At 66.9% G+C, this 16,798-nt stretch carries 15 protein-coding genes; 9 read left to right on the forward strand and 6 right to left on the reverse strand.

What is annotated here, in order from left to right:
• Positions 1-14: 14 nt before the first annotated feature.
• The 3 genes from NXY83_RS16145 to NXY83_RS16155 all read left to right on the forward strand — a co-directional run bounded on the left by NXY83_RS16145 (position 15) and on the right by NXY83_RS16155 (position 4,078).
• Positions 15-1,130 (forward strand): LCP family protein, encoded by a 1,116-nt coding sequence (locus NXY83_RS16145; protein WP_258803220.1) that lies wholly within the window; start codon positions 15-17, stop codon positions 1,128-1,130.
• A gap of 30 nt (positions 1,131-1,160) precedes the next feature.
• On the forward strand, positions 1,161-2,279 hold the full coding sequence (locus tag NXY83_RS16150; protein WP_258803221.1) for an LCP family protein: 1,119 nt from the start codon (positions 1,161-1,163) through the stop codon (positions 2,277-2,279).
• 107 nt (positions 2,280-2,386) lie between these two features.
• Positions 2,387-4,078 (forward strand): alkaline phosphatase D family protein, encoded by a 1,692-nt coding sequence (locus tag NXY83_RS16155; protein ID WP_258803222.1) that lies wholly within the window; start codon positions 2,387-2,389, stop codon positions 4,076-4,078.
• Between the two features lie 53 nt (positions 4,079-4,131).
• Here NXY83_RS16155 and NXY83_RS16160 read toward each other — a convergent pair whose 3' ends face one another.
• Positions 4,132-4,518 carry an HAAS signaling domain-containing protein gene (locus NXY83_RS16160; RefSeq protein ID WP_258803223.1) on the reverse strand — a complete coding sequence of 129 codons (387 nt, stop codon included), beginning with the start codon at positions 4,516-4,518 and terminating at the stop codon, positions 4,132-4,134.
• A 241-nt stretch (positions 4,519-4,759) separates the two neighbouring features.
• Here NXY83_RS16160 and NXY83_RS16165 point away from each other — a divergent pair, with 241 nt between their 5' ends.
• Together NXY83_RS16165 and NXY83_RS16170 are read left to right on the forward strand one after the other, a co-directional pair.
• The gene (locus tag NXY83_RS16165; RefSeq protein WP_258803224.1) at positions 4,760-5,536 is read left to right on the forward strand and encodes a histidine phosphatase family protein; all 777 of its coding nucleotides are present in this window, start codon (positions 4,760-4,762) and stop codon (positions 5,534-5,536) included.
• Positions 5,520-6,467, forward strand: a complete 948-nt coding sequence (locus NXY83_RS16170) for an NAD(P)H-hydrate dehydratase (RefSeq protein WP_258803225.1) — start codon at positions 5,520-5,522, stop codon at positions 6,465-6,467. Before NXY83_RS16165 ends, NXY83_RS16170 begins: the two co-directional genes overlap by 17 nt.
• Before the next feature lie 164 nt (positions 6,468-6,631).
• Here NXY83_RS16170 and NXY83_RS16175 read toward each other — a convergent pair whose 3' ends face one another.
• Complete coding sequence (locus NXY83_RS16175) at positions 6,632-7,054, reverse strand: Hsp20/alpha crystallin family protein (protein ID WP_258803226.1); 423 nt, start codon at positions 7,052-7,054, stop codon at positions 6,632-6,634.
• Positions 7,055-7,679: 625 nt separating this feature from the next.
• Here NXY83_RS16175 and NXY83_RS16180 point away from each other — a divergent pair.
• Positions 7,680-9,902 carry a S9 family peptidase gene (locus NXY83_RS16180; RefSeq protein ID WP_258803227.1) on the forward strand — a complete coding sequence of 741 codons (2,223 nt, stop codon included), beginning with the start codon at positions 7,680-7,682 and terminating at the stop codon, positions 9,900-9,902.
• Positions 9,903-9,972: 70 nt separating this feature from the next.
• Here the strand turns inward: NXY83_RS16180 and NXY83_RS16185 are convergent, their stop codons facing one another.
• Complete coding sequence (locus NXY83_RS16185; protein WP_258803228.1) at positions 9,973-10,425, reverse strand: SRPBCC family protein; 453 nt, start codon at positions 10,423-10,425, stop codon at positions 9,973-9,975.
• Between the two features lie 287 nt (positions 10,426-10,712).
• Here NXY83_RS16185 and NXY83_RS16190 point away from each other — a divergent pair, with 287 nt between their 5' ends.
• Positions 10,713-10,919 (forward strand): DUF2945 domain-containing protein, encoded by a 207-nt coding sequence (locus tag NXY83_RS16190; RefSeq protein ID WP_258803229.1) that lies wholly within the window; start codon positions 10,713-10,715, stop codon positions 10,917-10,919.
• A 4-nt stretch (positions 10,920-10,923) separates the two neighbouring features.
• The gene (locus NXY83_RS16195; RefSeq protein WP_258803230.1) at positions 10,924-12,120 is read left to right on the forward strand and encodes an NAD(P)/FAD-dependent oxidoreductase; all 1,197 of its coding nucleotides are present in this window, start codon (positions 10,924-10,926) and stop codon (positions 12,118-12,120) included.
• Here NXY83_RS16195 and NXY83_RS16200 read toward each other — a convergent pair.
• Both NXY83_RS16200 and NXY83_RS16205 read right to left on the reverse strand, forming a co-directional pair.
• On the reverse strand, positions 12,117-12,701 hold the full coding sequence (locus tag NXY83_RS16200) for a GNAT family N-acetyltransferase (protein WP_258803231.1): 585 nt from the start codon (positions 12,699-12,701) through the stop codon (positions 12,117-12,119). The genes NXY83_RS16195 and NXY83_RS16200 overlap by 4 nt on opposite strands.
• A 21-nt stretch (positions 12,702-12,722) precedes the next feature.
• Positions 12,723-13,883 (reverse strand): acetate kinase, encoded by a 1,161-nt coding sequence (locus NXY83_RS16205; RefSeq protein WP_258803232.1) that lies wholly within the window; start codon positions 13,881-13,883, stop codon positions 12,723-12,725.
• Positions 13,884-14,024: 141 nt separating this feature from the next.
• On the opposite strand from NXY83_RS16205, the gene NXY83_RS16210 reads away from it, so the two are divergent.
• Positions 14,025-14,330: a hypothetical protein gene (locus NXY83_RS16210; RefSeq protein ID WP_258803233.1), complete on the forward strand. Its 306-nt coding sequence runs from the start codon at positions 14,025-14,027 to the stop codon at positions 14,328-14,330.
• Positions 14,331-14,410: 80 nt separating this feature from the next.
• Here NXY83_RS16210 and pta read toward each other — a convergent pair whose 3' ends face one another.
• Positions 14,411-16,489 carry a phosphate acetyltransferase gene (pta, locus tag NXY83_RS16215; protein ID WP_258803234.1) on the reverse strand — a complete coding sequence of 693 codons (2,079 nt, stop codon included), beginning with the start codon at positions 16,487-16,489 and terminating at the stop codon, positions 14,411-14,413.
• Positions 16,490-16,798 lie beyond the last annotated feature (309 nt).

The following is a 16,798-nucleotide window of genomic DNA, read 5'->3' on the forward strand; positions in this document are numbered from 1 at the left end:
GGGGCAAGAGGCACGTGCTCCGGAACACCGTCCTGGTGCTCGTGGCGGTAGCAGTCCTGGTTACTGCCTCCGCCGGCGCGTACCTTTTCAACCTGGCACAGATTTACGAATCCGGAGTCACCACCATCGAGGATGCCTTCCCGGATGAGTCCACGCGCCCCAAGCCGCGGTCGCAGGCAGCTGGCCCGGGAAGTACGGCCGGCGAGCCGGGAGGAGTGGCGGTCGAGCCTGGAAACGCGGCCGGCGAGCCGGGCAATGTTCCCGGAGCCGGACCCGCGGCTGCGGAAGCGCCTGGCGCCGGAAACGGCAACTCCGTCACCATCCTCGTGATGGGCAGCGACAGCCGCGGCGCCACCATGGAGGAGGCGTTGTCCGGAGCCAACTCGAACCAGCGCGCGGACACCCTGATGCTGGTCCACATTCCGGCAGACCGCTCCAGGATTTTCTCTGTCTCCCTCATGCGCGACCTCTGGGTCGGCATTCCAGGCCACCGCGAGGCCAAGATCAACGCCGCCTTGGCCTACGGCGGGGTACCGCTGATGGTGCAGACGGTTGAATCGCTCTTCAACCATCGGATCGACCATGTGGCCATGATCGACTTCGAGGGTTTCGTGGGCCTCACTGACGCCCTGGGCGGGGTAGAGGTCAACATCACGAAGCCGTTCGTGTCCAGCCACGAGAGCTACAGGTTCAAGCAGGGCCCATACCTCCTGGACGGGGAGCACGCCCTCGAGTTCGTCCGCGAGCGCTACGCGTTTTCCGACGGCGACTACCAGCGGGTGCGGAACCAGCAGGCCTTTGTACAGGCCCTGTTCGCCAAGAACCTCAAACCTGAGACCCTCCTCAACCCGGTGAAGGTCCACAACGTCATCAGCGCCATTGCCCCGTTCATCAGCGCGGACCGGGGACTGGACGCCGCGGCCCTCGCCCGGCTGGCACTGGAACTGCGGGAGGTACGGTCCGGGGACATGAAGATGTTCACCCTGCCTACGCTGGGAACCGGGACCTCGGCGGACGGGCAGTCGATTGTGATCCCCGACCGCACGGCCATTGCGGGGATCTCCCGGGCCCTTGCAGATGACAGTTTGGATACGTTTGTAGCCAACAAGGGGCTCGCGGGCGGACACTGATCCCACCCCTATTCAAGAGGTGGAGGCATCATGAGTACCCCAGGCGGTTCTGACCCATCCGGGGGCACCGGCCCCTCCGACGCAGATCCTCCCGGGGGCAGCATGGTCGCCCATGGGCGGCGCCGGTGGATCGCAGCACTGCTGGCGTTGGTGCTGGTGGCCGCAGCCGTCTTCGCGGTAGTCAGCCTCAACCAGGCCGGTTCCGGGGCGCAGCCGGCGGCGGCACAGAACGAATCCCCCAGCCCTGCGCCGTCGGAGACGCCTACGGAAACAACACCCGCGCCTCCGCCACCTCCGCCGCCACCGCCGCCACCGCCGATCCCTGAGCATCCGGCCGTGCCGATGAACGTGCTGCTGATCGGCAGCGACCTTAGAGGCATTGCGAAAGATGCAGCAGCCCATACGGCGGCGACCGGCGAACCCCAGGACCACCGCGCCGACACCCTGATGGTGGTCCACGTACCCGCCGACCGCCGCACGCTCTACATCATCTCCATCAATCGGGACATGTGGGTGGACATCCCCGGCTTCGGCGGCGCCAAGATCAACTCCGGCCTGCAGTACGGCGGCATCGACATGCAGGCCGCCGCTGTGCAGTCGCTGCTGGGGATCACCATCGACCACACGCTGATGGTGGACTTCGGCGGGCTCAAGGTGCTGGTGGAAGGGTTGGGCGGGATCGATGTCAACGTTCCGGTCCCGTTCCAGTCCACCCACGACACGGGACACGTGTTCGGGCCGGGTGTGAACCATCTGAATGGGCAGGCGGCCCTGGAGTTTTCCCGGGAGCGTTACGCCTTTTCGGACGGCGACTTCCAGCGGGTGCGCAATCAGCAGGTCCTGCTCCGCGCCATCCTGGCCCGCCTCACCGCCGGTGGAGCGCTGAACGATGTCACCGCAGTTCGGTCCCTCGTGGATTTGGCTTCCTGCTGCCTTACCGTGAACAAGGGCTTTGACCCGGTGCAGGCGGCCATTCTGGCCTACAGCCTGCGCAACCTCGACCCGAACGCCATCGGCACCATGACGCTGCCGACAGCCGGATCAGGTTTTGTCGCCGGCCAGTCCGTGCTGTTCCCCGATTACGGCGGCATCAACGCCGTGGCGGCAGCGCTGAGGGAAGGGCGGATCGGCGACTTCGCGAGACCGTAGCCGGGTTCGCGGGACCGCAGGCGGCAATCCGCGCTGTTCAACCCGGGCTTACCGGGCGTTCACCCGCGGGAAAGCGTCCATGCGCCGGGCGACGGCACCCTGAGGGCATGACCTCCAACTCCCGCACTGAAATCTCCCGCCGCACCATCGTCACGGGTTCCGTCCTGGCTGCCGCAATGGCCTCCGCTCCGGCCGCAGCCCAGGCAGGTGTCCCCCGCCAGTCCCCAACCGGCGTGGCCCTGGTCCGCAACCGCCTCACCCTCCCGAGCGGCATCGCCACCGGCGACGTGACATCGGATTCCGCCGTGCTGTGGTCCCGCGCGTCCGGGGCAGGCCGGATGACGGCCGTCCTGCGGGCAGTGAACGACGGCGGCGGGATCCTGCGGGGGCGCGGCGCCTTTGAGCGCACCCTCCGTGGGCCCAGGGCCACCCAGGCCTCGGACTTCACTGCCAAGATCCATGCCGGGAACCTGCCGTCCAACACCCGGTTTGCACTTGAGATCAGCTTCGAGGACGACGGCGGTGCTGCCGGCGAAACGGTCCGGGGCACCTTCCGCACCGCCCCCGACGCCGGGACGTACCACGGCAAGGGCCGCACCGGCGGGACGGGCAACGGCGGTGACGTCCCGTCGTCGTCCGCCCAAAGCTTTGTCTGGACCGGCGACACCGCCGGGCAGGGCTGGGGCATCAACGAGGAAATTGGCGGGATGCGCGGCTACCGCGCGATGCACCAGACACGGCCAGACTTCTTCATCCACTCCGGCGACACCGTCTACGCGGACGGGCCGCTCGCCGAAACCGTGGTGGAAAAGGACGGGCAGGTGTGGCGCAACCTGGTCACAGAGGAGGTGTCCAAGGTGGCCGAGACGCTGACCGAATTCCGCGGCCGGCACCGCTACAACTCCATGGACGCCAACATGCGGGCCATGTTCGCCGATGTTCCCGTCGTTGCCAACTGGGACGACCACGAGACCACCAACAACTGGTATCCCGGCGAGATCCTGGACGATCCCCGTTACACCGTACGTGACGTCAACACCCTCGCGGCCCGCGGCCGCCAGGCGTGGCAGGAGAACATGCCCATCGCAGACAGCGCCGCGCTGTGGCGGCCGGGAACGTTCGACGACGCCGGCCAGTACCAGCCTGCGCGCATCTACCGGAAGGTTTCACGCGGTCCGCAGCTGGACATTTTCTGTCTGGACATGCGCACCTTCAAGTCTCCCAACACCGACGGCAAGGAGCAGTACGCCACGTCCATTCTGGGGCAGGAACAGGCGGACTGGCTGATCCGCGAAGTGTCGGCGTCGAAAGCCACATGGAAAGTCATCGCCGCCGACCTGCCGCTGGGCATCATCGTGCCCGACGGCGCCGTCAACCAGGAGAGCCTGGCAAACCGTGATCCGGGTGCACCGCTGGGCCGCGAGCTCGAGATCGCGGGAGTGCTCAGCGCATTCAAGCGGAACCGGGTGAAGAACGTGGTGTGGCTGACCGCCGATGTGCACTACTGCGCGGCCCACCACTATTCGCCCGAGCGCGCGGCATTTACCGACTTCGACCCGTTCTGGGAGTTCGTGGCCGGTCCGATCGCCGCCGGGTCTTTCGGCCCCAACGCCATGGACGGCACGTTCGGGCCCGAAGTGGTCTTTTCCAGGGCGGGCCGCTTCCCGGGCGAATCACCGCGCGGCGGCGAGAACCAGTTCTTCGGACACGTCCAGCTGGATGAGGAAACCTTCACAGTGAGCCTGCGGAACGCCAACGGCGCCACCGTCTTCTCAAAGGTGCTGAACCCGGAGCGGTAGCCGGATAGCTTCCCGGGTTCGGCTTTCCGGGCCTTCGCGGGAGAATAGGGCTCCTAGCGGAGGTCCGGGAGGCGCCTGTCCAAGTATTTTCCTGTGAAGACCAGCACCGCTGTCAGCACCAGGACCGCGGCGAAGTAGTTGAGGGTCCCGGTCACGCCGAAGCTGACCCCCACCATGCCGCGCAGCACCAGGTACAGACCCAGCATCAGGATGACGAGCCCTGCGGCAATGTGACCCACCCGAGTGCCCTTGGATACCGAGGTTCCGGCCGGGAACGAGGCCGCATACTCGCGGGGCTGCCCAAAGGCCGCCTCGCCGCTTTCGCCGCTCTCGGCCAGGTGGCTGCTGACTTCCTGCAGGGTGCTGCTGATCATATCTTCGTTGTGTTTCCGCTGGCGCAGTTCGTAGGCCAGGGCCTTCAGATATTCCTGTGACGACATTTAGTGAGCCTTCTTTTCCTCTAGCAGGTCCATGACGAGCACAGCGAACCGGGTCCAGTCACCCAGTCGCTCGGCCACCGCTTCTCTTCAGTCATGGCTAGATAGGTCACAGACTATGTTGCCTGCCAACTATCCTTGCTCCCGCGGCAAACCGTCCTCGTCCGTTTATCTTTCCGCCCCTTGGGTACGCCGCTGGTAGTGTTCCTGCATTCGGCAAGGCACATCGACGGGGTGATTTCTCTTGAAAGACGACGGGCTGACACAGGCAGTGCAGGAGGCCGGGGCGGTGGAGCTGCTGCTGATCCGGCACGGTGAGAGCGAAGGCAACGTGGCCGCCACCGAGGCGCGGCTGGCGGGAGCCGAGGTCATTGAGGTACCCGCCCGGGATGCTGACGTGAATCTGTCCGATACCGGGCGGGAACAAGCCAAGGCGCTGGGAACCGCGCTGGCCCGGATCGCCGAGGAGTTCCGGCCGGATGCGGTGGTCTCCTCCCCCTACGCCCGGGCCTGGCAAACGGCGGAAATCGCAGTGGAGACAGCCGGCTGGCCGCTCAAGGTCCGCACCGATGAACGGCTGCGCGACCGCGAACTCGGCATCCTGGACCGGCTGACCAGGCGGGGCGTGGCGGCCCGCTTCCCTGAAGAAGCCGAGCGGCGGGAGTGGCTGGGCAAGATGTACTACCGCCCGCCGGGCGGGGAATCCTGGGCGGACGTGGCACTGCGGCTGCGCTCGGTCCTGGACGAACTGAACAACCTCAGCACGGGTCACCGCGTGATGCTGGTCTGCCACGACGCCCTGATCATGCTGTTCCGGTACGTGCTGGAGGGTATGACCGAGCGGGAGATCCTGGACCTCGCCGCCGGCACGTCGGTGCTCAACGCTTCCCTGACACGGTACGTGCGCCCGTCCGGCGAAGGGCCCTGGAAACTGGAGAGTTTCAACGTGGCAGACCACTTGGCCGAGCAGGGCGTGACCGTCACCGAGCACGCCGGAGATACCAGTGTCCACCCGAAATGATTCCAACGGCGCTCCAGCCGGCGGCTCTGGAGTCACCACCCTGGTGACGCCGTCGCTGCTGCGCGACTGGCCGTTGCCTGCACCGGGCGAGGACAAGTACTCGCGCGGCTCGGTGCTGGTGATAGGCGGGGCGCGGGCCACACCCGGCGCCGCCCTCCTGGCGGGGGCTTCCGCCCTTCGTGCGGGTGCCGGCAAACTCACCCTGGCGGTTGCCGGGTCCGTGGCGGTGCAGGTAGGGGTTGCCCTGCCGGAATGCGGGGCCATGGGCATGCCCGAGACGGCTGACGGGTCCTTGACCGGGGAAGGGCTGGACCGCATCTCTACCTACCTGGACCGGGCCGATACCGTGCTCATTGGTCCGGGCCTGGACGATCCCGGTTTGGCGGAGGACCTGCTGCGGGCGCTTCTGGAGCGGGAGGCCTCCGCCGGTGAGCCGGACGACGGCGGCGGTTCCGCCGTCGTGCTTGATGCCTATGCCCTGGGCGGACTGGTCAAGCTTGAGGATCAGCTCGACCCGTGGCGGGGCCGCCTGATCCTCACCCCGAATCCCAAGGAAGCAGCCATTCTGCTCGGCCGCGAGGTGGAGGACCTCGAAGCGGATGTGGCCGAAATTGCCCGCCGGTTCGACGCTGTGGTGAGCTGCCAGGGCCTGATCGCGCGGCCACCCGGTAACGCGCCCGAGGAATCTGAAATGTGGAAGATCACCACGGGGTATGGGGGCCTGGGCACGTCGGGCAGCGGTGATGTCCTGGCCGGAGCGATTACGGGCGTCCGCGCCCGGGGAACCAGCGGTGCGCAGGCTGCATGCTGGGGTACGCACCTCCACGCGGCTGCCGCCGACCGCCTCGCCAGCAGACTGGGCCCGCTCGGATTCCTGGCCCGTGAACTCGCTGACGAGCTTCCCGCGCTGATGCTGGAACTGAACACCTGAAGCCCGCATGGGGATGGCCCCCGGCCGAAGCCGGGGGCCACCGTATCGGTAAGTTCGGGCGTACACTGCCGATGCGCTGTTTAGCGCTGTGGCGTGCTCAGAATGGCGAAACGCCCTAAGAGGCAGTCAACAATCAATACCCGACTTCCGATCCTATGTTGAAACTAGGCGGCAATCTCCTGCTTTGCCCCCTTCGTTTCGATCTCGATCTTGCGCGGCTTGGCCTTTTCGGCGACAGGAATCCGCAGCGTCAGAACACCGGCGTCGTAGCTGGCCTTCACGTTGTCAGTATCCAAGGTGTCCCCGAGGATCAGCTGGCGGCTGAATACGCCGCGCGGCCGCTCGGAGGCGATCAGCTCGGTGTCCTTGCCCGTGGGTTCGGGACGCTCGGCCCGCACCGTCAGGACATTCCGTTCCACATCCAGATCCACTGAATCCACTGTGACGCCGGGCAGATCAAAGGCGACTACAAATTCCTGGTCCTCCCGCCACGCGTCCATCGGCATCGCTGCCGGACGCGCTGCCGTGCCGAGGACCTGCTGGGCCAGCCTGTCCAGCTCGCGGAACGGATCGGTTCGCATCAACATGGCTTCCCTCCTCGTAAGAGACGGTCCAACACATTTTTTGGTACCAGCCGATCTGTATTGGCTGATATAGATTTTTTAGCACTGGACAAGGAGATCCGCAAGCGGTCGGGACGGAATTTTTGAATCTTTTTTGGCGTACGGGGACATGGCTGAGGGGCCCTCCGCGGTAGGCGGAAGGCCCCTCAGGACGTGCAGTATTAGCTCCTTGTGGGGTCCGGGCGGAGCGGCGCCGGGCCCGGATCCGGCACCGGCAGCGGACCGGGCGGTTCGGGCGTCGGGAACGGATTGGGGGGCGGCGGACCGGGCTGGGTGGGATCAGGCTGGGTGGGCCCCGGTTCCGGTGGGAACGGCTCGGGTTCGTGCACTGGCGGGATGGTCATAAACTTCCCCTCTCACGCTGGGCGGATATGCCTTGGCGTGAACAGGATACTCCTGCCACCTGAACCCCACTAGGGCACGACGGCGGCACGCGCCGCCGTCGTCCTGGCATAACCTGCGGGAGGGTTCGGGAAAAAGAGGCAGGACCTGCGAGAGGGTCCGGGATGGGGCGGGGGTTCGTGGGGCGGCGCTCCCCCGGTAGCGAACGCGCCCGCTCATTGTCCGGGGCGGTGGCTATATTGAAGGAATGACCCAGACTCCGCTGCAGGATTCCACCAGCACCTCCGCGACCGCCGCCACCCCGCCTGTGGCCAAGAGGGTCCCCCTCGAACGGACGCACCACGGGGACACGTTCGTGGACCACTACGAGTGGCTGCGGGACAAGGAATCCGCCGAGGTGGTGGAGCACCTGAAGGCCGAGAACGCCTACCAGGAAGCAGTGACGGCGCACCAGGAACCGCTCCGCGAGGCCATTTTCCAGGAAATCAAGGGCCGCACCCAGGAAACCGATCTTTCCGTCCCGCACCGCAACGACGATTGGTGGTACTTCAGCCGCTCTGTGGAGGGCAAGGAGTACGGCATCCAGTGCCGGGTCAGGGCCGCGGACACCGAGGACAAGATCGCCGACTGGACCCCGCCCGCCGTCGAGCCCGGTGTGGAGATCCCGGGCGAAGAGGTCCTCCTGGACGGCAACGTGGAAGCGGAAGGCAAGCCGTTTTTCTCCGTCGGCGGTTCCGCTGTGACAGTTGACGGCAACCTGTATGCCTTCGCCGTGGACAACTCGGGCGACGAGCGCTTCACGCTCCGGATCAAGGACCTCCGCACAGGCGAACTGCTGCCCGACGTCATCGAGAACGTGTTCTACGGCGTCTCCTTCTCCCCCGACGGCACACGCATCTTCTACACCGTGGTGGACGATTCCTGGCGGCCCTACCAGGTAAAGGCCCACGTCCTGGGCACACCTGTCACCAATGATGTGGTCATCTACCAGGAGGACGACGCCGCCATGTGGCTGGGCTTCGAGCTCTCCTCCGACCGGCGCCACCTGGTGCTGGGCATCGGCTGCTCCGAGTACAGCGAGACCCGCCTGCTCCGCTTCGACGACCCCGCCCAGACTGTCAGCGCGGTCATTTCCCGCAATGAGCGTGTCCTCTACGAGGCCGAGCCGTTCCTGCTCGACGGCGAGGAGCGGATCCTCATTACGCACAACCGCGGCGCCATCAACTCCATGGTCTCCCTGGCTGACCCGGCGGAGCTGCAGAAGCCACTGGCCCAGCAGCAGTGGCAGACCGTCGTCGAGCATTCCGACGACGTCCGTGTCAATGGCGCGGGCGTTACGTCCACGCACCTCATCGTCTCGATCCGCAAGGACACCATCGAGCGCGTGCAGGTGATGGGGCTGGCCGGGCTGGGCACCCCCGCCCAGCAGGCGCCGGTGGAACCGGCCTTCGATGAGGAGCTGTATACCGCCGGCGTGGGTGGTTCCGACTACGAAGCGCCCGTGATCCGGCTGGGCTATACCTCCTACTTCACCCCGTCCCGCGTGTACGACTTCGTGTTGCCCACCCCGGAGCGGCCCGCCGGTGAACTCCTGCTCCGCAAGGAAAGCCCGGTACTCGGCGGCTACGACGGCAGTGATTACGTGGCCACCCGCGAATGGGCCGAAGCCCGGGACGGCACGCGCATCCCGCTTTCGGTGCTCCGGCACAAGGCCGTCAAACAGGACGCGACGGCGGCCGGCCTGGTGTACGGGTACGGCTCCTATGAAATGAGCATGGACCCCGGCTTCGGCATCGCCCGGCTGTCCCTGCTGGACCGCGGCGTGGTGTTCGTGATCGCCCACATCCGCGGCGGCGGCGAGCTGGGCCGGCACTGGTACGAGAACGGCAAGAAGCTCACCAAGAAGAACACCTTCACCGACTTCGTGGACGCCACAGACTGGCTGGCGGACTCCGGCTGGGTGGATCCGGCCCGGATCGCTGCCTTGGGCGGCTCAGCGGGCGGCCTGCTGATGGGCGCAGTGGCGAACATGGCGCCCGAGAAGTACGCCGCGATCGTGGCCCAGGTGCCGTTCGTGGACCCCCTCACCAGCATCCTGGATCCCGACCTGCCGCTGTCCGCCCTGGAATGGGAGGAATGGGGCAACCCCATTACCGACCCCCAGGTGTATGACTACATGAAGTCCTACTCCCCCTACCAGAACGTTCGGGAGGTGGCCTACCCCAGGATCGCCGCCGTCACATCCTTCAACGACACCCGGGTGCTCTACGTCGAGCCGGCCAAATGGGTGCAGGAACTCCGGAACAGGAACACCGGCTCCGAACCGATCCTTATGAAGATCGAGATGGACGGCGGCCACGGCGGCGCCTCAGGCAGGTACGTCCAGTGGCGCGAACGGGCCTGGGACTATGCCTTCATCGCCGATTCCCTGGGGGCCACCGGGCTGCTGCCCGGCGCCGGCCTGAAGTAGGACGTTTGCGTACGACGGCGGGTCCGCCGTCGTACGGCTGCCTCTACCCCCGCCAAAGGTGTGCTGGACGTCAGGCCTGCGGATGCTCAACCAGCCACTCGGCCAGGGTTTCGAGGTTGGCACGGACAGTACGCCCCTGGGCCCGTTCCACCAGCGGATCGGCGAACTTGCCAAAGATGCCGCCCAAGCCGGATTCGGCGTCGATCCTCTGCGTTAGCCGGGTGCCGCCATCGGCCGGTTCAAGCGTAAAGGTGATGGTGAAGTCCAGCTTGCCCTCGACGGAACGGGACACCATGCGCCGGGGCGGATCGAACTCGGTGATCTCAACGGTCCAGTCGAACTGCCGGCCCATGACTTTGCTGGTCCCCCGCCCGCGGGCACCGACGCCCAGGGGGCCGTCCCCCACCTGCTCCGAGGCGGTGACCGAGGAATCAAAGACGGCAACGTTCTCGAACTTCGACACGAAGTCAAAGACTTCCTGCGGCGGCCGGGCAATGACGACGCTTTCTTCTACAACAGGCACGGGATTCTCCTTTGAAGGGCACCTGGCGCCGGCATGGCTCTGCCGGCGGGAAGGCAGGCACAGCGACAGCTTGGACCGCCGGCCAGCCAGTGTCAATGCCCTCTTTACGGGGCCTCGTAACTCTCCCGACAGCGGTGCCCAAAGATGCTAACCATGCTTACTATTGACTGGCACCGGGAACACAGCCCGCCGCGGGCGACCAGCTGCCGTCGTTGAGCCACCGGGCGCCCACGGCGGACACTGAGGGTGTGGCAGCGCCGCCGCAACCCACTGCCAAAGGAGATCGAATGTCGTTGAGCAAGGGAACGTCCGTGGAATGGAACACTCCGCAGGGCAAGACGCACGGCAAGGTCGTGGAGAAGAAAACCAGCGACTTCGAGCTGGACGGACACACCCACCGGGCCAGCAAGGACGAGCCGCAGTACGTGGTGGAATCAGCCACGACCGGGGCCCGGGCCGCGCACAAGGCCTCCGCCCTGACCGAGAAGAAGTAGCGGCATGGCTGCCCAGCACGAGGTCCTCATCATCGGCGGCGGAAACGCCGGTGTTTCCCTTGCCGCCCGGCTGGAACGCTACGGCGTCAAGGACGTGGCGCTGATCGAGCCCAAGGACCACCATTTCTACCAGCCGCTGTTCTCCCACATCGCCGGGGGACGCGCGCAGGCCCAGGAAGCTGTCCGGACCCAGGAGTCGGTAACCCCCAAGGGAATCACCTGGATCCACGACGCGGCAGTTGACGTCGATGCGAACGCCAACACCGTTACCCTCGCGTCCGGGAGCACCGTTGCCTACGGGCAGCTCGTGGTGTGCCCGGGGCTGCAGTACGACTGGGACACCGTGCCCGGACTCGCCGAGGCCGTCCACTCCCCGCACGGCGCATCGCACTACGAGTTTGAACTGGCGCCCAAGGCCTGGACCCTGCTCAGCGGGCTGACATCCGGCACGGCGGTGTTCACCATGCCGGCCGGCCCCATCAAATGCGGCGGGGCGAGCCAGAAGCCCATGTACCTGGCCTGCGACTACTGGAGGGAACAGGGCGTACTGGACAAGATCCGTGTGGTGATGGTCCAGCCCTACCCCACAGTGTTCGGGGTGCCGGAGGTGGACCGGGAGCTGGACCGCAAGATTGCCGAATACGGCATCGAGCTGTGGACCAACAGTGAACTGGTCTCGGTGGACACCGCCGGGCGGGCTGCAACCATCCGGAACACGGAATCCGGCAGCGAGGAAACCCTGCACTACGACGTCCTCAACGCCGTTCCGCCGCAGTCGGCCCCGGACTGGCTCAAAGCCACGGACCTGCCGGCCGCCAGCGACAGGGGCGGTTTCGTGGAGGTGGACCGGCAGACGCTGCGGCACCTGCGTTTCCCCAATGTCTGGTCCCTCGGGGACGCGGCCGGCACCACCAACTCCAAATCGGGTGGTGCGCTGCGCAAACAGACCAAGGTACTGGCGAAAAACCTGGTGGCCGCCCGGAAGGGAAAGTCGTTGCCGGCGAAGTACAACGGCTACTCTGTGTGCCCGTTCACTGTTTCACGCGACACGGTGGTGTTCGCCGAGTTTGACGACCGTTTCCGGCCCATGCCCACCATCCCCCGGGTTCCCACCTGGAACGAAAGCCGGCTGTCCTGGGTGGTGGACCGGGACATGTTCCCGAAGGTGTACTGGAACCTGATCCTCAAGGGGCGAGCCTAGGGCCGGCGGCGGTTGAGCCGGTCCAGTTCCCTGCATACGCGCCATTCGTCGGCAAGGATGGCGTAGATCAGCTCCGTGGCCCACTGGCCCTTGTAGTGCCACTTGTCCACGTGGCGCGCCTCCAGCCGCATGCCGAGCCGGCAGCACAGTGATGCCGACCGCTGGTTGCGTTCATCCAGGCGCGCCTCGATCCGGTGGAGTCCGAGCTCCTCGAAGCCCAGTTCGAGCATGGCCTGGGCGGCCTCCGTCCCGTAGCCCTTGCCGCGGGCGGCCGGGGCGAGCGTCCAGCCCATCTCGCCCTGCCGGTGGCCGGGCAACCACTTGAGCACCACCTCGCCCTGCAGCCCGGGCTCGCCTTCAGCCTCGATGGCCAGCGCCACCCAGTCCCCCTCCTTCTCGAAGACGAAGTTCGCGTAATAGCCTACGCGTTCCATGGACTGGGTATACGTCTTCGCGGGGCCGGGCAGGAAACGGGCGGTCTCCGGCAGGGAATGGTAGGCGTGAAACGCGTCGAGGTCGCCGCCGTCGAAGCGGCGCAGGACAAGCCGCTTAGTGCGGATGGGCAGGCGGATGTCTGGCATGGAGGGCTTGCCGGAGCGGGGCTACTGGCCGGAACCGACGACGGCGGCAGTGGCCTCCGCGATGGCCCGCTCCTCATCAGTGGGAACAACCAGGACAGGGATGGCGGACTGCGGCGTGGAAATCACGCGCGGTTCCCCGGACCGCCCGGCGTTCAGGCCGCCGTCGAGCTCGATGCCCAAAGCACCCAGCTTGTCGGCGACCAGCGCGCGGAACTGGTGCGAGTTCTCGCCGATCCCGGCCGTGAACACCAGGGCCTTGGCCCCGCCGACGGCCACGTGGTAGCCGCCGATGTACTTGGCCAGCCGGTAGGAGGTGACGGCGAGCGCCGTGGCCGCCTTGGCGTCGCCGTCCTCGGATGCTTCGACCACTGAACGCATGTCGTTGTTGCCGGCCAGGCCCTTCAGTCCGGACTCCCGGTTGAGCATGGTGTCGATGTCTTCCGGGCTCCAGCCTGCGCGGCCCAGGAACACCAGGATGGAAGGGTCCAGGTCGCCGGAGCGGGTGCCCATCACCAGGCCCTCCAGCGGTGTGAAACCCATGGAGGTGTCCACCGAGTGGCCGCCCCGGATGGCGGTGACGGAAGCCCCGTTGCCCAGGTGGGCGATGACGCCGTCGAACTCCTCCAACGGAAGGTCCAGCAGGGCGGCGGCACGCCGGGTGACGTACTCGTGGGAGGTGCCGTGGAAGCCGTAGCGGCGGATGCCGTGGTTGGTGTAGAGCTCATCCGGGACTGCATAGCGCCATGCGTGTTCGGGCAGTGTCCGGTGGAAGGCGGTGTCGAAGACGGCCACCTGCGGCATGTCCGGCCACTTTTTGGTGATGGCCCGGATGCCCAGGACGTTGGCCGGGTTGTGCAGGGGCGCCAGGGGGTTGAGCCGTTCGATGGCGCGGGTGATCTCGTTGTCGATCAGGACGGGCTCGGCGAACCGCTCACCGCCGTGGACTACCCGGTGCCCCACAGCGGCCAGCTCCAGGTCGCCCACCTCCTGGTGGATGGCCGCCTCCACCTGCTCCAACGCCGCCGCATGGTCCCGCGGGCCCTCGATCTCGCCGTCGCCGCCGCCGCCGTTGCCCATGCCGATCTTCTCGATCAGTCCCTCGCTGAGGACGGTACCGGCCGCAACATCGCGCACCTGGTACTTGAGGGAGGACGAGCCGGAGTTGATGACGAGCACGAGCATGTGGGGCCTCCTGAGCCTTGCGACTGCGGTTCAATCCCCACTATATGTGCCGCGGCGCGGCGTCCAATTCCTTGCGGATGGGTGCCGGCTGTGCCTAGAGTCGGCGGACAGGCTGGACCACGCCCGAGAGGACATTTCCACATGACGAACGAGCCCGCTTCGATCGACGAGAACGATCCCACCAACACGGGATCCAGCAGCACGGCACCCCTCAATCCGCAAGCGGATACCGACGCCGGCTCCGGGGCCGGCAGCAAGGACCCCGGCGGGGCGGAGGGCGCCAACCCCGCCCTTGATGACACGGGCGGCCCCAAGGCTGCCGAGACGGGCGAAGCACCGCAGGCGCCCGGAAACACCGAGGACCTGGACCTGACGCCACAGGGCCTCTCCGACGAGCCGGCCAAGCAGGAGGAGGACGGAAGCCTGGCCAAGCCGGACAACAGCTGACCCAGGCAAAAGGACGACGCCGGCGCCCAGGCCGGGTGCCGGCGTCGTCCTTTTGCTTGGAGAAGCCTGTGCCGCGCGTGCTATGAGGCCGGCGCCTGCGCCTGGATTGCCGTGATGGCCACCGTGTTGACAATGTCCTCCACCGTGCAGCCGCGGGAGAGGTCGTTGACCGGCTTCCGGAGTCCCTGCAGGACAGGCCCGACGGCGACCACGCCCGAGCTTTGCTGCACCGCCTTGTACGTGTTGTTGCCGGTGTTGAGGTCCGGGAAGATGAACACGGTCGCCTGCCCGGCCACCGACGAGCCCGGCATCTTGGACTCGGCAATGGACGCGTCCACGGCGGCGTCGTACTGGATGGGGCCTTCGACGGCGAGGTCCGGGCGGCGCCGGCGCACCAGCTCGGTGGCCTGCCGCACTTCGTCTACGGCCGAGCCTGCGCCCGAGCCGCCGGTGGAATAGGACAACATGGCCACCCGCGGCTCCACCCCGAACTGCGCGGCCGTCTCGGCCGAAGCCAGGGCAATGTCCGCCAGCTGCTCCACGTTCGGGTCCGGGTTCACCGCGCAGTCGCCGTAGACCAGCACCCGGTCCGGCATGAGCATCAGGAACACCGAGGACACGATCTTCACGCCCTCGCGGGTCTTCACGAACTCCAGCGCCGGCCGGATGGTGTGGGCGGTGGTGTGCGCCGCGCCGGAGACCATGCCGTCCACCACGCCCAGCTGGACCATCATGGTGCCGAAGTAGCTGACGTCCTGCATGATCTCGAGTGCCTTGGCCAGGTCAACGCCCTTGTGCGCGCGAAGCTCCGCATACTGCTCGGCGAACTTCTGCCGCAGGTCAGAGGTGGCCGGGTCCACCACGTTGATCCCGGTAAGGTCGATGCCCCGGGCGGCGGCCAGTTCGCGGACGTCCGATTCCGGGCCCAGGACCGTCAGATCGCAGACGTCGCGGCGGTGCAGGATTTCCGCGGCCCGAAGGATCCGCACGTCCGTCCCCTCGGGCAGCACCACATGGCGGCGCTGAACCCGGGCCCGCTCAATGAGGTCATGCAGGAAGCGCAGCGGAGTCATCCGCTCAGCCCGCGGCAGGTGCAGGCGCTCCACCAGCTCGACTTCGTCCACCTGCCGCGACCAGAGGCCGAGGGCCGAGGCCACCTTCCGGCGGTGCCCGGACCAGATCTCGCTCCGGACTTCCGAGACGCGCCGGGCCGTGGTGTACGTGTCCTCCGGCGCGGCGAACACCGGGAACGGCGCCTGTGCCAGGAGCGGGTAAATGTTGGCATCCGGAGCCAGTCCACCGGTCAGGATCAATGCGGACGCCACCGGGAATTCGGGCGAGAAGGACGAAGCCAGGCACGCCACCATCACATCCGCGCGGTCGCCCGGCACGATCACCAGGGCGCCCTCGTCCAGCACGTTGAGGAAGTTGCCCACATTCATCGCGGCAACCTTGATGTCCTTCACATCGCGCTCCATGTCCGCCCGGCCCGCGATCTGCCGCACGCCCAGGGCAGCGGCCACCTCGCCCGTTGTGGGCCGGGCGATTTCCTCAAGTTCAGCCAGGACATACACGGGCCGCCCTGAGGCGCCGGGCTTGACGGCGGCGGCGATGGCCTCGACATCGTCCGGGTCCGCACGGTTGACCATGATGGCCAGCAGCGCACACTTCTCGGCCGACAGTTCCTTACGGGCAACCTCGACGGCGGCCACGGCCTCCGCGACGGTTCTTCCCTTGGCGCCCACCACGGCCACCACGGGGGCGGCCAGGTTGTTGGCCAGCCGGGCGTTGAGGTCGAATTCGACGGCGGCGTCCTGGCCTGTGAGGTCCGTGCCCTCCACGATCACCACGTCGCAGTGGCGGGAGATTTCGGCAAAGATTTCCACGCAGCGGGCATCAATGTCGGCGCGTTTGCCTTCGGCCAGCAGCGTGCGGACCTCTTCATGGGTGAGGCCGCCGCGGCAGCGCTCGTCCTCCAGGGCGAACCGTGACTTCATCAGGGCCACCATCGGGTCATCGTTGGCGTCCGGCCCGTGGACCACGGGCTTGAAGAAGCCGATCCTGTCTGCGTGGCGGTGCAGGGTGTCCGCCAGGCCCAGGGCAACAAGGGACTTGCCCGATCCGGGAGTGGTTGCGCTGACGTAGATGCCTCTGGCCATGGTCCGCCCTTTGCTTGTGCTGGTGCAGGTCCCTCCATCCTTGCACTTGCAGCCCTGCTTCCTGCAGCCTTTGGGCCTTCTGAGGGTGTGGTGATGGGCACTGTAGGTGGGCCAGCGGGCGGCAGGTCCGGGGCCGCCGTCGTACGCTCCCTCCCGGTTGCTTTTCCCGCACAGCTTCGCCCCGCCGTGCAGGCCAGCGTGTCCGCCGCAGCCACCCGGACGGTCGAGAGAAACCGGGCAGGAAGGCGCGCCCTCTCCGCCTCCGAGGGAAGGCGTTCCCCTTGACACCGGACCCCCGAATGGGATTAC

The sequence above is a fragment of the Pseudarthrobacter sp. NS4 genome (assembly GCF_024758005.1).
Taxonomy (GTDB): domain Bacteria; phylum Actinomycetota; class Actinomycetes; order Actinomycetales; family Micrococcaceae; genus Arthrobacter.

Bases quoted from the DNA above. Each gene is read 5' to 3' on its own strand.
- NXY83_RS16205 (WP_258803232.1), bottom strand. From the start codon at position 13,883: ATGCTCGTGCTCGTCATCAACTCCGGCTCGTCCTCCCTCAAGTACCAG.
- NXY83_RS16200 (WP_258803231.1), bottom strand. From the start codon at position 12,701: ATGCCAGACATCCGCCTGCCCATCCGCACTAAGCGGCTTGTCCTGCGC.
- NXY83_RS16155 (WP_258803222.1), top strand. From the start codon at position 2,387: ATGACCTCCAACTCCCGCACTGAAATCTCCCGCCGCACCATCGTCACG.
- NXY83_RS16160 (WP_258803223.1), bottom strand. From the start codon at position 4,518: ATGTCGTCACAGGAATATCTGAAGGCCCTGGCCTACGAACTGCGCCAG.
- NXY83_RS16175 (WP_258803226.1), bottom strand. From the start codon at position 7,054: ATGTTGATGCGAACCGATCCGTTCCGCGAGCTGGACAGGCTGGCCCAG.
- NXY83_RS16180 (WP_258803227.1), top strand. From the start codon at position 7,680: ATGACCCAGACTCCGCTGCAGGATTCCACCAGCACCTCCGCGACCGCC.
- pta (WP_258803234.1), bottom strand. From the start codon at position 16,489: ATGGCCAGAGGCATCTACGTCAGCGCAACCACTCCCGGATCGGGCAAG.
- NXY83_RS16210 (WP_258803233.1), top strand. From the start codon at position 14,025: ATGACGAACGAGCCCGCTTCGATCGACGAGAACGATCCCACCAACACG.
- NXY83_RS16150 (WP_258803221.1), top strand. From the start codon at position 1,161: ATGAGTACCCCAGGCGGTTCTGACCCATCCGGGGGCACCGGCCCCTCC.
- NXY83_RS16195 (WP_258803230.1), top strand. From the start codon at position 10,924: ATGGCTGCCCAGCACGAGGTCCTCATCATCGGCGGCGGAAACGCCGGT.
- NXY83_RS16190 (WP_258803229.1), top strand. From the start codon at position 10,713: ATGTCGTTGAGCAAGGGAACGTCCGTGGAATGGAACACTCCGCAGGGC.